The 12,805-nt window shown below is 55.9% G+C and carries 13 protein-coding genes; 4 read left to right on the forward strand and 9 right to left on the reverse strand.

Annotated elements, in window-relative coordinates; all coding sequences use genetic code 11:
* Position 1 precedes the first annotated feature (1 nt).
* Genes ACR0E6_RS08655 through ACR0E6_RS08665 form a run of 3 tightly spaced genes read left to right on the forward strand, consistent with a single transcriptional unit; the run spans position 2 to position 2,384 of the window.
* Positions 2 to 949, forward strand: coding sequence for a branched-chain amino acid ABC transporter permease (locus tag ACR0E6_RS08655; RefSeq protein WP_480582416.1), 948 nt, complete (start codon positions 2 to 4; stop codon positions 947 to 949).
* Positions 946 to 1,677, forward strand: a complete 732-nt coding sequence (locus tag ACR0E6_RS08660; RefSeq protein WP_480582418.1) for an ABC transporter ATP-binding protein — start codon at positions 946 to 948, stop codon at positions 1,675 to 1,677. The genes ACR0E6_RS08655 and ACR0E6_RS08660 overlap by 4 nt, the downstream gene beginning before the upstream one ends.
* Positions 1,677 to 2,384 carry an ABC transporter ATP-binding protein gene (locus ACR0E6_RS08665; protein ID WP_170456014.1) on the forward strand — a complete coding sequence of 236 codons (708 nt, stop codon included), beginning with the start codon at positions 1,677 to 1,679 and terminating at the stop codon, positions 2,382 to 2,384. Before ACR0E6_RS08660 ends, ACR0E6_RS08665 begins: the two co-directional genes overlap by 1 nt.
* 253 nt (positions 2,385 to 2,637) lie before the next feature.
* On the opposite strand, the gene ACR0E6_RS08670 is transcribed toward ACR0E6_RS08665, so the two are convergent.
* From ACR0E6_RS08670 to aptA, 8 genes are all read right to left on the reverse strand, one after another.
* Complete coding sequence (locus tag ACR0E6_RS08670; RefSeq protein ID WP_480582419.1) at positions 2,638 to 3,270, reverse strand: tyrosine-type recombinase/integrase; 633 nt, start codon at positions 3,268 to 3,270, stop codon at positions 2,638 to 2,640.
* Between the two features lie 231 nt (positions 3,271 to 3,501).
* Positions 3,502 to 3,912, reverse strand: coding sequence for a universal stress protein (locus tag ACR0E6_RS08675; protein WP_170456018.1), 411 nt, complete (start codon positions 3,910 to 3,912; stop codon positions 3,502 to 3,504).
* 143 nt (positions 3,913 to 4,055) lie between these two features.
* Positions 4,056 to 5,348 (reverse strand): TRAP transporter large permease, encoded by a 1,293-nt coding sequence (locus ACR0E6_RS08680; protein ID WP_170511078.1) that lies wholly within the window; start codon positions 5,346 to 5,348, stop codon positions 4,056 to 4,058.
* The gene (locus ACR0E6_RS08685) at positions 5,345 to 5,959 is read right to left on the reverse strand and encodes a TRAP transporter small permease (RefSeq protein WP_480582420.1); all 615 of its coding nucleotides are present in this window, start codon (positions 5,957 to 5,959) and stop codon (positions 5,345 to 5,347) included. Before ACR0E6_RS08685 ends, ACR0E6_RS08680 begins: the two co-directional genes overlap by 4 nt.
* 72 nt (positions 5,960 to 6,031) lie before the next feature.
* Complete coding sequence (dctP, locus tag ACR0E6_RS08690) at positions 6,032 to 7,021, reverse strand: TRAP transporter substrate-binding protein DctP (protein ID WP_480583138.1); 990 nt, start codon at positions 7,019 to 7,021, stop codon at positions 6,032 to 6,034.
* A 104-nt stretch (positions 7,022 to 7,125) separates the two neighbouring features.
* On the reverse strand, positions 7,126 to 8,235 hold the full coding sequence (ald, locus tag ACR0E6_RS08695; RefSeq protein WP_170734265.1) for an alanine dehydrogenase: 1,110 nt from the start codon (positions 8,233 to 8,235) through the stop codon (positions 7,126 to 7,128).
* Between the two features lie 25 nt (positions 8,236 to 8,260).
* Positions 8,261 to 9,772: a CoA-acylating methylmalonate-semialdehyde dehydrogenase gene (locus ACR0E6_RS08700; RefSeq protein ID WP_480582422.1), complete on the reverse strand. Its 1,512-nt coding sequence runs from the start codon at positions 9,770 to 9,772 to the stop codon at positions 8,261 to 8,263.
* 34 nt (positions 9,773 to 9,806) lie between these two features.
* Positions 9,807 to 11,102 carry an omega-aminotransferase AptA gene (gene aptA / locus ACR0E6_RS08705; protein WP_480583141.1) on the reverse strand — a complete coding sequence of 432 codons (1,296 nt, stop codon included), beginning with the start codon at positions 11,100 to 11,102 and terminating at the stop codon, positions 9,807 to 9,809.
* Positions 11,103 to 11,273: 171 nt separating this feature from the next.
* Here aptA and ACR0E6_RS08710 point away from each other — a divergent pair, with 171 nt between their 5' ends.
* Positions 11,274 to 11,840 carry a cupin domain-containing protein gene (locus ACR0E6_RS08710; protein ID WP_170456026.1) on the forward strand — a complete coding sequence of 189 codons (567 nt, stop codon included), beginning with the start codon at positions 11,274 to 11,276 and terminating at the stop codon, positions 11,838 to 11,840.
* Positions 11,841 to 12,561: 721 nt separating this feature from the next.
* Here ACR0E6_RS08710 and ACR0E6_RS08715 read toward each other — a convergent pair.
* Positions 12,562 to 12,765: a helix-turn-helix domain-containing protein gene (locus tag ACR0E6_RS08715; RefSeq protein WP_170452299.1), complete on the reverse strand. Its 204-nt coding sequence runs from the start codon at positions 12,763 to 12,765 to the stop codon at positions 12,562 to 12,564.
* Positions 12,766 to 12,805: the final 40 nt, after the last annotated feature.

Raw genomic sequence — 12,805 nt, forward strand, 5'->3', positions numbered from 1 at the left:
CATGGGGCTGCGCTGGTTTCACTTTGCCCTTTGGGGCGGTCTGATCGCGGGGATGCTCCTGCTGCCGCAGGTGGTCTCGAACGGGACGCTCAGAACCTTGATCTTTGCCAACTATCTGGCGGTCTTCGCCATCAGCTGGGACGTATTGTCCGGTCGCACCGGGTATATCAGCTTTGGCCACCCGTTCCTGATCGGGATCGGGGCCTATACCACGGCGATCCTGACCAAACGGTTTGACGTGCCGGTCGAAATCTCGATCCCGGCGGCTGTTCTGGTCACCATGGCCGCGGGCCTGCTGGTGCTGCTGCCCGCGCTGCGCATCCGTGGCAGTTACTTCGCTCTGGTCACGCTGGCCTTCATGGAACTGCTGTACCAACTGGTGCAGGTGATCCGCCCGGATCTGACCGGCGGCACCCGCGGCATGTCGGGCATCCAGACCCTGACACGCGGTGCGGCAAACGGTTACTATCTGTCGACCGCGCTGATGCTGAGCGTTGCCATCAGCATGTGGCTGCTGATGAAAACCCGTCTGGGCACCGCGCTGGCCGCCATCGGCATGAACGAGGAAAGCGTGCGGGGCTCGGGCCTCAACACCACGCGGCTCAAGGCGTTTGCCTTTCTGACCAGCGCGATGGTCGCGGGGCTGGGCGGGGCGTTCTATGTCCACTATCTGGGCTCGCTGGCACCACGTGCTCTGTTCGATATCAGCTTTTTGTTCACCATCATCGTGGCGGCACTGCTGGGCGGTACCTCGACCATCATCGGTCCGATGATCGGCGCGTTCTTCATGACCTTCCTGCTGGAATACCTGCGTCCGGTGCTGCCGGGGGCGGAACGGTACTTCGTCTACGGGGCGATCGCGCTGGTCCTTTACATGTATCAGCCCAAGGGTCTGATCGAACTGATACAGCGCGGCTTTGCGCGGCTGCGGAAAGGAGGTGTGGCATGACCGCAGCGCTGGAAGTCACAAACCTGTTCAAACGCTTCGGCGGGCTAGTCGCCACTAATGGTCTGTCCTTTTCCCTCAAAGAGGGTGAATCCCTGGGCCTGATCGGCCCGAACGGGGCGGGCAAGACCACCGTGTTCAGCCAGATCATGGGCGAGCATCGCCAGAACAGCGGCACGATCGAGCTGTTTGGGGACGAGATTTCATCCCTGCCAACCTCACAGCGGATTCAGGCCGGGGTCAGCCGGACCTATCAGATCCCGCGCCCTTTCGGCGACATGAACGTGGCCGAAAACATCCGCGTAGGCCTGATGCCCGACAATATTTGGCAGATGATCACCAGATCTCCCGATCCCGACCGGGAACGCGAACTTGCCCTAAGCGTCGGATTTACCGAGGCCGATCTGGAACGGACCCCGTCCGAGCTGGCCATGGGTGATCTGCGCAAGCTGGAAATGGCCCGCACCATGGCCACCGCACCCAAGGTGATGCTGCTGGACGAGGTGTTCGCCGGTCTGACCGTGGGGGAGATCGCGCAGATCTCGGAACTGATCCAGCAGATGCGCAAGGATGGCATGACCTTCCTGATCGTCAGCCATGATCTGCCCGCGCTGGAGCCACTGATCGACCGCGCCGTCGCCATCGAGCGGGGCACGATGATCGTCGAGGGCACCTTTACCGAGGTGATGAATGACAAGGCCGTGCAGGCCTCGTATCTGGGGAGCGCCTGATGTCTTATCTGGAAATCGAAAACCTGTCGGCGTTCTACGACAAGGCGCAGGCGCTGACCGACATCTCGATCACCGTCGAACCGGGCGAGATCGTCGCCGTGGTCGGCCCCAACGGGGCAGGCAAGTCCACCCTTTTGGACAGCATCATGGGTTTGGTGGAAACCGAAGGTGACATCCGGCTGCATGGCCACAGCCTGACGGGCCGGACCCCCGCTGAGATCGTGCGCCACGGCGTCGGTTATGCGCCGGAACGGTTCAACCTGTTCCCCTACATGTCGGTGCGCGACAACCTCATGGTCGGTGCCTATACCGCCCGCGAGGATATCGAGGACAATATGGACATGGTCCACAAGCTGTTCCCGCGCCTGAAAGAGCGGGAAGGGCAGGAAACCTCGACCCAATCGGGGGGTGAACGGCAGATGGTGTCCTTTGGGCGTGCGCTGATGACCAGCCCCGAACTGCTGCTGATCGACGAACCGACGATCGGCCTGGCCCCCAAGATCTGCAACGAGATCGCCGAAGTTGTTCGACAGTTGAACAAGGAATTCGGCCTGACCGTTGTGATCACCGAGCAAAACGCCAACTTCGCGTTGTCTCTGGCCAGCCGGATCTACGTGCTGGAATCGGGCCGGATGCAAACCTCGGGAACCGCCGAAGAACTGCGCAACGATGAACGGCTGCTGGAGGCCTATTTCGGCAGCCACTGAGGCATGCGCGGCTTTGTGCTGGCCATTTCTCTTCTTTGCGTCGGCGCTTGTTTGACGAACTGAAAGACTGCAGTCCAACAAAAAATTGTTGGCGAAAGCGTAGCGAATTTTCCTTATGTCCAAGAAGATTAAATTTGTTTACGATCTAACTTAGCGGCTGCATCGAGCGTCCAGAATGCGGGCTGCGATCACAGTATCTTTCCTAGTCGATGAATGACTGGCTGGGGCCGCCAACGAAAGCGGCCCGCAGTATTCAGATTTCAATTGCCTCTGCTATAGCAAGTGCATCCTCGAGCTCAACTCCGAGATACCGAACGTTACTGTCCATCTTTGTATGCCCAAGTAAGAGTTGTACCGCGCGCAGATTGCCCGTCTTTTTGTAAATCTGAGTAACCTTTGTGCGCCGCATCGAATGTGTGCCATATGCGCTGGCTTCCAAACCTATAGACGTGACCCAATCACGCACGATCCGGGCATACTGGCGCGTTGAAATGTGCAAACGCTCATGGAAACGCCCTGGCCAAAGGTATTCAGACCCAACCATAAGTTCATCTTCCATCCACTTCTCGACGGAGGTCCGAGTACCTTCAGAAATTTCGAAGCGGACCGGTTTCTGAGTTTTACTTTGCAGCACCGAAGCCCGCTCCTTGATCTGACCAGAGGCCATGATGTCAACGACTTTCATCTTCACCAAGTCACAACCGCGCAACTTGCTGTCGATGGCCATATTGAAGAGAGCGAGGTCGCGATGGTTCTCTGCGAGCTCCAATCTTACTCGAATTGCCCAGACGTGTTTGGGTTTTAACGGGCGTTTTTGACCGACGATGCGTCCCTTGTTCCAAGCTGGGCGAAGCGCGCGAATGGCAGGTAAGTTTGGTGTATCCATAACTGATCCTCCTTTCCGCCATTCCCGCCCACAACGACAACCCGACGTTGACAAAAGAGGATATCACAGGATGCCGCGTTGCCGCCGAGATTGGCTGCGAATCATACCTCCCAAAGGCCGCAAAGTGAAACTCTTTTAGGTGCACCAAAATTAGACCTTGGTCACCGTGAGACGTGCTTATCACCGCAGATTTCACTGGGCGAAGTTACGAGCATGTTGCGGGTGCCAGCGTCACAGTCGGAGTACATGCACCGAACACTGAGCATGGCGAACAACGAGAGCAGCCGTGGAACCCAAAAAGAACTCTTTCATCCCAGGTTTGTGTGAAGCGAGGACGATACAGTCGATGCCGTGTTTGTTGGCGTATTCGGTGATTGCGCGACCCGCCGATTGGCTCTCGATCAGGATAGACGACACTTCTGTCTCACTTGTTAGGCGCTCGGCCAAGCGCGCCTTTGCTTTTTGGAGAGACTTTTCTGCGATTCCTTCATCCATATAGTACATTATCTGTCTGTTTGGGGGCTCATGGATATGCGCGGCAGTGATTTTTCCACCTTCGGATACAAGGGCATGTGCCGCCGCAAGTGCGTGTTCACTGATGCCATGCTCCAGAGACAGAGCGACTAGAATATTTTTGTACATTTCAAACCTCCGTATTCAGGTCTTCAGTTTTCTACTGCTAACTCGCCGCTCCTATTTCACCTTCGGGAGGGCGCACAGGCACCCCAGCCGTAAGAATGGGGTGCGTGCAGTTTCGTCTTGGGCTTATTTGTGCTTTCCCGTCGCTACCTGCTGAGCAGGAGGTCCGGCAGGAACAGGGCCAACTCTGGTACAAAAGTTGTCAACATCAGCGTTGGGAGCCAGGCAAAGACTATGAAGATCAAAGTCGGCCATAACATGCGCGAAACCGGTTCATCACAGACCTGCGCACCAAGATAGAGCAGAGGTGCAGTCGGAGGGGTGATGTTCGCCATACCTAAGTTCACGCCAATCACGGCCGCAAAGTGGATCGGATCCATACCAGTGCTCTGCGCGATGGGCAGCAAGATCGGCGTCGCCAGAAGCAGACCCGAAATATCATCCATGAGCATCCCGATCAGGATCATCACGACGTTGATCATCAGAAGGATGACGACCGGATTGTCCGACACGGAATAAACCAGATCCTTGGCCAACTGAGGGGCGCCCTGCGAGATCAAATTGTCCGACACGATCAGAACCATGAAGATCATGACCATGACCACGCCAATCGTAACACCGGAATTCTGGATGGTCTGAGCCAGTGTTTTCCAGGTCAGGCCACGGTAGAAGTAAATCGCGATCGGGATCGAGTAGACCACTGCGATACCCGCAGCCTCGGTTGGCGTCATTATGCCGCCATAGATCCCGCCCAGAATGATCAGCGGCATCATAAGCGCAGGCCCGGCCAAACGTGCCTGAACTCCGAATGTCGGCAGGAACGGTTTAGGACGTTCCGTTAGGTTGATGTCGTCATACTTCCGCAGCATGAACTGATTAACGACGATCAAAAGAGTGATCAGGATGATCGCCGGAATGACCGTGGACAAAAAGCACTTCAGTACGTGCTGCTGTGCAACCCAGCCATAAAGGATGTGAGACGAACTCGGTGGGATCAACAGACCCAAGGGGCTGGCCGCCACGATCAGAGCCGCCGATTGCCCACCCGGATAGTTGGCCTTTTTCAGGTGGGGCATCATGATGCCGCCGATACAGGTCAGCGTTGCATTGGCACTACCGGAAATGGAGCCAAACACACCGCAGGCCAACACCCCAGCCGCGCTTAATCCTCCTTTGATATGGCCAATGAACATTTCAGCCAGAGAGACAAGAGGGGCTGCGATTTTACCTTTCTCCATGATGCCTCCGGCGATCATGAAGAGTGGGATCGCCAGAAGTACAAGTGAGCGGATACCTGTAGAGCCGGTGGGCAAGTAGCCGGTGATGGATTGATCTCCGACAAGGGCGATGAAAATCAAAACCGATCCGAATGCTACATAAACGCTGACGCCCAACAGCAGCATAAAGCAGACGATTAGGAGACTTCCTCCGATGATCATTGGGTTTCTCCTTTTTGCATTTCTGATCTCAAGGGAAGCCCGAGCCCCTTGCGGATATGCACGTACAGATATGCCGCCGTGAACGTCGCCATGAGGCCAAAGGCAATCATGATCGCAATCCGCCAAGTCACAAACGGAATGCGTAGCACCGGGGTTGCGCGCAGCCGGGGGAATGAGAAGTCATCAAGCAGCGAGACATAACAGGCGTACATGAGGAATAGGATCACCAGCACCTCGACTGTCAGGACGACAAAGCCGCGCCACCAAATCAACCGAGGATTTTGGATCACAATGCCAAGAATGTCCGCGTTGATGTGCAGGTTGCGGGCAGAGGCCAGAACAGCACCTGCAAAAAAGCCGATGATGCTAATGCCCAAAAGCCATTCTTCGTAGGCAAACAGATCACCGCCAAATCCATACCGGATGACAACAACTGCCCCAAATGTGAAAGCCATCAGGAAACCGGCAAACATAACGATCTGCCTCATGACAAAAGCCACTGCTTTCAGCGGATACCCAATAGTGACTGGCAACTCGTCAGTGATTTTTTGCGAACTCTTCTTTTCTGCGCTTTCGACGACCAATGGACGTTCAGCTTCAGAACTAGACATCTTTCTCCCTCCCTTTGTTGAGCCAAAGACCAAAAAAGGGCCAGCTGATCTGCTGGCCCTTCTTCTCAGTGATTATTGCTGTTCTTTTGCTGCCAGCAGGCGGTCGATGATGTCCTGACCGACGTTTTGTGCCATTGCGGGCCAGACCGTTTCCTGGACATGAGCGGCCATCGCAGCTTGTTCTTCGTCGCTCAGGCGCAAGATGGTGTAGCCTTTGTCGATCAGTTTCTGGCCGAACACTTCGTCGTTCTCACGGTTGTAGGCAAAGAAGTCTTCGGACGCCTTGGTCATAGCGGCTTGCAGAGCGGCGCGCTGTTCATCGTTCAGCTTGTCGAGTGTCCGCTGCGACGCATAGAAAGTTGTCAGTTCCGAAATCGAGTTGTACTCGACAAAATGGGTGCCAACATCTGACTGAGCGAAGATCGAGTAGGTGGCTGTCTTGGTGCAGCAGATCGCCCCATCAACAATACCGGCCTGAAGTGCGGGGAAGATGTCGCCCCATGCCATGGTGGTCGCCTGGTAACCCAGTTCTTCGACCATCGACTTCACAACGCTGGACGACCAGACGCGAATGTTCATGCCCTTGTCGTCAAAAGTATTCCAGTTCTGGGGCTCTTGCGACGAAACGATGCCGATGAACCCTTCCGGATTCTGCGCCATGACGCGCACGCCATATTCGTCGGTGATCTCTTGCAGGATGGTGTTGAACTCGGAGTCCATGTTCAGAAGCGTGCTCTCCATGTCATCCCAGCCGCCCAGCAGGAACGGCATTGACAGGAATTCGAGGCGTGGATCTGTATCGGCATAGATGAACGCCGATGCCAGATCGATGTTGCCGCGTGCAACATCTTCGAACAGCGCCTCACCAGAACCCAGCTGGTTTGCAGGGAAGACCTCGACCTTCAAGCCGACATCCGCTGCTGCCACATCCGCTGCGACCTGTTCCATCATCTTCGTGCCCTGATGATCGATCGGGAACACGCCAGCGAAGCGCAGTGTCATGTCTTCCGCTGCAGCGGTCGTTGAGATTGTGGTTGCAGCGAGCAAAGCTGCGCCACCCATCGCGCCGAGGGCGCGGCGGTTAATCTTCGTAATCATTAAGGTTTCCTCCTCAGTGGTGTGTGTCCCGCCGCAATACGCGCAACGGGACATTTCTTTGCTTCAAGTCAGCAAAATTCCGGGGCGATGAACTCGTATCCAAGATCATCGGCCACAGCCTTGTAAGTCACCTTCCCGTGGGCCACGTTCAGGCCATTCTTCAGGTGTCGATTGTCTGCAAGCGCCTGCTTCCAGCCATTGTTGGCAATAGCCAGAGCGTGCGGAAGCGTGACGTTGTTCAGTGCATAGGTCGAGGTTCGGGCGACTGCGCCAGGCATGTTGGCGACGCAGTAATGAACAACATCGTCGACAACATAGGTAGGCTCTGCGTGAGTGGTGGCTTTGGACGTTTCAAAGCAGCCGCCCTGATCGATTGCCACGTCCACGACGACCGCACCGGGTTTCATTTTCGAGATCAGCTCGCGTGAAACCAGCTTGGGCGCAGCAGCGCCCGGGATCAGAACCGCGCCAACAACCAGATCCGCATTGGTGACTTCTTCCTCCAGTGCAGCTTTGGTTGAATAGACAACCTTGGCCGAGGCCTCGAAGTGGTTTTCCAGCTTCTCCAGAACTGCCGGATTGCGGTCCAGAATGGTCACGTCCGCGTGCAAGCCAACAGCCATCTGAGCCGCATTGAACCCAACAACACCGCCACCGATGATCACGACCTTGCCTGGTTTCACACCAGGCACGCCGCCCAGCAGCACGCCTAGGCCTCCCTTTGCTTTCTCCAACGCACCGGCACCGGCCTGGATCGACATGCGACCGGCCACCTGGCTCATCGGTTTCAGCAGGGGCAGACCGCCATTGTCGTCGGTGACGGTTTCATAAGCGATGCAGACAGCGCCCGAGTCGACCAGATCTTTGGTTTGTTCCGGGTCGGGGGCCAGATGCAGATAGGTATAAAGGATCTGACCCTCACGCAGCATGGCGCGTTCCACGGCCTGGGGCTCTTTCACCTTCACGATCATCTCGGCATTGGCAAAGATGTCTGCTGCGGTTTCGGCAATCTCCGCGCCAGCGGCACGATAGGCATTATCATCAGCCCCAATGCCAACACCGGCATTGGTTTCCACGACGACGTTGTGACCATGCGAAACCAGTTCCGCGACACTTTCAGGGGTCAGGCCGACCCGATATTCATGGTTCTTGATTTCCTTGGGAACACCAATGAACATGTTCTTCACTCCTTGGAACGGATGATCATTTTGCGGTTGGCATGACGAACTCGGCACCTTCCGAGATACTTTCAGGCCAGCGCTGCATGATGGATTTCTGCTTGGTGTAGAAACGCACACCCTCCTCGCCATAGGCGTGCATGTCGCCGAACAGGCTCTTCTTCCAGCCGCCAAAACCGTGCCAGGCCATCGGAACCGGGATCGGAACATTGACGCCGACCATGCCGACCTGAACCTGCTTGCCGAATTCACGCGCGACGTTGCCGTCACGGGTGAACAGCGACACACCATTGCCGAACTCGTGGTCGTTGATCAGTTGCAGGCCTTCGGCAAAGTTTGAGACGCGGACGCAGGACAGGACCGGGCCAAAGATCTCTTCCTTGTAGATCTTCATGTCGGGGGTGACGTTGTCGAACAGGGTACCGCCCAGGAAGAAGCCTTGCTCATGCCCTTCGACGGTATAGTCGCGGCCATCGACCAGCAGGTCAGCACCTTCTGCAACGCCAGAGTCGATGTAGCCCTTGATCCGGTCGCGCGCAGCAGCCGTCACGATCGGACCCATCTCGGCGTCCAGCTCTAGGCCATTCTTGACCTTCAGAGTTTCGGCGCGCTCTTTCAGGACCGGCATCAACTTATCGGCAGCATCACCAACCAGCAGAGCAACCGAGATCGCCATGCAGCGTTCGCCTGCCGAGCCAAAGGCTGCGCCGATCAGGGCGTCCGCAGCCTTGTTCATGTCGGCGTCGGGCATAACCAGCATGTGGTTCTTTGCGCCACCCAGAGCCTGAACCCGTTTGCCATGCCGCGCACCAACTTCGTAGATGTAGTTCGCAATCGGGGTCGAACCGACAAAGGAAACGGCCTTGACGTCGTCGTTCTTCAACAACGCATCCACGGCCACCTTGTCACCTTGTACGACGTTGAACACACCGTCGGGGAAGCCGGCCTTCTGCATCAGATCCGCGTATAGCAGAGCAGCGGACGGGTCGGTTGGCGACGGCTTCAGGATGAAGGTATTGCCTGCCGCGATGGCAATCGGGAACATCCACATCGGCACCATGACCGGGAAGTTAAAGGGAGTAATTCCGGCCACAACGCCCAACGCCTGACGCGTTGTCCAGTTGTCCATGCCAGTGGAGACCTGCTCCGTGTAATCGCCCTTGAGGAGTTGCGGAATGCCGCAGGCAAACTCGATGATATCAATGCCGCGCTCAACCTCGCCCTGAGCGTCGGTGAATACTTTGCCGTGCTCTACAGTGATAGCGCGGGCCAGTTCGTCTTTGTGCTCGCGTACAAGGGCGAGGAAGTTGTTCATCAGGCGGGCACGGCGGATCGGTGGTGTGTTCGACCACTTCGGGAACGCCGCTTTGGCAGCGGCCACTGCGTCGTCAACTTTCTGAACAGTCGCCAGCGACACCTCGCCGGTTTGCGCACCGGTTGCAGGGTTGAATACCGGCTGGGTCTTCTCACCAGAAGGAGCAGTGATTTGGCCATTAATGTAGTGGCCGATCAAAGCGATCGGGGATGCATCTTTCATGATGTCAGTCCTTTTTGGGGTTAGAAGTCAGTGGTCATGGCAAGTCAGCCAATACCTCTCCAAGTGTTTGACAGAGTGTCGTTATTTCAGGTTCCGAAATGATAAGCGGCGGCGACAAGGCGATAATGTCACCGGTGACACGGATCATTATTCCGGCGTCCCAGCCCCGTTTCATTGCATCATAACCCCGTGCCCCAGGCGCGCCCTCTCGTGGTGCAAGCTCGACCGCGCCCACCAATCCCAGATTGCGGATATCGATGACGTTGGGCAGACCCTTGAGGCTGTGAAGCTGATCCTCCCAGGGCTGCGACAGCAATGCAGCGCGCCGGAATAGATCATTCTGCTTGTAACTCTCCAGCGTTGCCAGCGCCGCGGCGCAGGACACAGGGTTGGCGGAATAGGTATAACCGTGGAACAGCTCAATCGGCGCATCGGCGTTTTCCATAGCCGAGTCATATATCTTGTCGGATACGATGACCGCTCCCATCGGAATGACACCATTGGTGAGGCCTTTGGCGGTCGTGATGATGTCCGGCTTTACATCATAATACTCTGATGCTGTCGCTGCCCCCAAGCGGCCAAAAGCGGTGATGACCTCGTCGAAAATCAGCAGAATGCCATGGCGGTCGCAGATCTCACGCAGCCGCTTTAGGTATCCTTTCGGCGGCAGGAGAACACCGGTCGAACCGGCCATTGGTTCGACGATCACAGCCGCAATGGTCGAGGCGTCATGCAAAGCAACCAAACGCTCCAGATCGTCTGCCAGCTCTGCCCCGTGTTGTGGGCAACCGCGGGAGAAAGCGTTTTTGTCCAGATCATGCGTGTGACGCAGGTGATCAACGCCGGTCAGAAGCGTGCCGAAATGCATGCGGTTCTTGACGATACCGCCAACCGAGATGCCACCAAACCCTGTGCCGTGGTAGCCACGCTCGCGCCCGATCAAACGCGTACGCGCCCCATCGCCGCGCATTCGATGGTAGTGCAGCGCAATCTTTAGCGCCGTATCAACAGACTCGGAGCCAGAGTTGGTGAAGAAAGCATGGTTCATCCCCTCAGGCATCATCGCGGTCAGCTTTGCCGACAACTCAAATGCCTGCGGGTGTGAGAACTGGAAGTTTGGTGCGTAATCCAGCTCGTGCACCTGTTTCTGTACCGCTTCAACGATAAGCGGATCACGGTGACCGGCATTGACGCACCACAGTCCGGCGGTGCCGTCCATGACCCTGCGACCATCGGAGGTAGTGAAGTACATCCCATCAGCCGCTTGGATCATTCGGGGCTCGCGAAGGAAATCACGATTGGCCGAAAACGGCATCCAAAACGATGACATTGAGTTGGGTTGATCGAGCACGTTCTTTCCTCGTGAAACAGATTTTCATTTGATGACAAATCTTTGCAGAGTTCAGACCTTCCGCACACCCGGCTTTATGCGATTCTGTAAGTTATTGAAAAACAGACCGCCGCCCCCTAATGTGCTTAAAATCAAAAGCGGGAAATCATTATGGATGCCTCACTAAAATCTGATCTGGAGACCGCAAGACGGCTGCGATTGATTCGAACCTCAAAGGGCCTCAGTCAGCGCGAAATGGCAAAGCGGGCCGGTGTGGGAAGCGGTACGATTTCTCAAATTGAAAGCGGATCGTCCCAGCCGTCTGTGGCATTGCTCAAGAAGATTCTTGCAGGTGTAGACATAAATCTTGGTTTCTTTTTCAGCTTTGAACTCAAAAACGACGACAGCTTTTATTTTCCTCACAGCAGCATGCGCGATCTTGGATCACCCGGAGTTTCCTATTTGCTTGTCGCAGGTGAGCGCCGAGACAGAAAGCTTCAGATGCTCATAGAAAAGTACGACGTCGGAGCTGACTCGGGTCGGTCTGAACTATCGCATGAAGGAGAGGAATGCGCGGTTGTGATAGAGGGCCGTCTTGAAGTGACGGTAGATGGGCAGTCCAGGGTTCTGGGTCCCGGGGACGCGTACTATTTCTCAAGCATATTGCCACACAGGTTTCGAAACGCTGGAGACACACCCTGTAAAGTCATTAGCGCATGCACTCCTTCGTCGTTCTGACTAAATCACAAGACCTCTTCTGTGAACGCTTCAATATTTTGCGGGATGGTCAAATTCGATAACCAACTCAGAATGTGGAAATGAAATCGACATTCACGATCAGGAGCCAACTGTCGCCTTTCTCACGCCCCCCCGACGGCGGGCTTATTAGGTTTCGCGCCTGCAGCGAATGGCCGAATGCGTGCTGCCGCTGCGGCATCTTGAATGCTCGGCGAAGGTCGGGATTGGGCCGGTTCCGGCGTCGCATTTTCTTGACCCACGACTGATGCTTCATGTCATGGGACATTGGGCCCACAAGTTTGGGACCTCAATTAGTTGTGCCATGTCCCATAAATTGATGTGGATTCCTCAAAGCGTTTTTTGTCGTACATCCGATGATAGTAAAGAAATTGCTCGACTTCCATGGCTTGGCAAGCGGCACTGCTGGCATGGACAACACAACCCGTGAACAGCTCAGTTTCGTTTTTGCAAAGCTAACGGGTAGTTTGGAGGACGCGGCATCGCAAGCTCTCAGAGGCCAGCGATCGAAGATTAGCCCAAAAGAAGCAATAGAGCTTGTTCAGTCCCTCCAGGTCCCGCTGCAACACGCCGCCGCGCGTATGCGGGCGATTGAGCTCTTAGCCCGTCAGAACGGGCGAAAATGAAGCGAAGCACCAACTTTGGATTGCGCAAAGCGGGCGTATGAGCCTGCACAGGATCGGTAGTCAGTCAATCCGTAGAACTAGTCCAACAACTCACCCAGCGAGACACCAAGCGCGGTAGCCAGTTTATCCACAACGGTAATCGTTGGGTTGCGGGCACTGCGCTCGAGATCGCTAATGTACGTCCTGTGAACATCCGCTTGATGCGCGAACTCCTCTTGCGACCAGCCTTTTATCTGCCGCAAGCGTCGCAGGTTTTTGGCAAGGCGGTCGCGCACATCCATACAGCGTGTTGGACATCGACACAGATGATCAGTCTACAGA

The organism is Ruegeria sp. AP12 (assembly GCF_056540025.1).

What these genes read in the sequence shown, in the direction of transcription:
- ACR0E6_RS08655 (WP_480582416.1), top strand. Translation starts at nt 2, where the DNA reads ATGGGGCTGCGCTGGTTTCACTTTGCCCTTTGGGGCGGTCTGATCGCG.
- ACR0E6_RS08660 (WP_480582418.1), top strand. Translation starts at nt 946, where the DNA reads ATGACCGCAGCGCTGGAAGTCACAAACCTGTTCAAACGCTTCGGCGGG.
- ACR0E6_RS08665 (WP_170456014.1), top strand. Translation starts at nt 1,677, where the DNA reads ATGTCTTATCTGGAAATCGAAAACCTGTCGGCGTTCTACGACAAGGCG.
- ACR0E6_RS08670 (WP_480582419.1), bottom strand. Translation starts at nt 3,270, where the DNA reads ATGGATACACCAAACTTACCTGCCATTCGCGCGCTTCGCCCAGCTTGG.
- ACR0E6_RS08675 (WP_170456018.1), bottom strand. Translation starts at nt 3,912, where the DNA reads ATGTACAAAAATATTCTAGTCGCTCTGTCTCTGGAGCATGGCATCAGT.
- ACR0E6_RS08680 (WP_170511078.1), bottom strand. Translation starts at nt 5,348, where the DNA reads ATGATCATCGGAGGAAGTCTCCTAATCGTCTGCTTTATGCTGCTGTTG.
- ACR0E6_RS08685 (WP_480582420.1), bottom strand. Translation starts at nt 5,959, where the DNA reads ATGTCTAGTTCTGAAGCTGAACGTCCATTGGTCGTCGAAAGCGCAGAA.
- dctP (WP_480583138.1), bottom strand. Translation starts at nt 7,021, where the DNA reads ATGGGTGGCGCAGCTTTGCTCGCTGCAACCACAATCTCAACGACCGCT.
- ald (WP_170734265.1), bottom strand. Translation starts at nt 8,235, where the DNA reads ATGTTCATTGGTGTTCCCAAGGAAATCAAGAACCATGAATATCGGGTC.
- ACR0E6_RS08700 (WP_480582422.1), bottom strand. Translation starts at nt 9,772, where the DNA reads ATGAAAGATGCATCCCCGATCGCTTTGATCGGCCACTACATTAATGGC.
- aptA (WP_480583141.1), bottom strand. Translation starts at nt 11,102, where the DNA reads ATGTCATCGTTTTGGATGCCGTTTTCGGCCAATCGTGATTTCCTTCGC.
- ACR0E6_RS08710 (WP_170456026.1), top strand. Translation starts at nt 11,274, where the DNA reads ATGGATGCCTCACTAAAATCTGATCTGGAGACCGCAAGACGGCTGCGA.
- ACR0E6_RS08715 (WP_170452299.1), bottom strand. Translation starts at nt 12,765, where the DNA reads ATGGATGTGCGCGACCGCCTTGCCAAAAACCTGCGACGCTTGCGGCAG.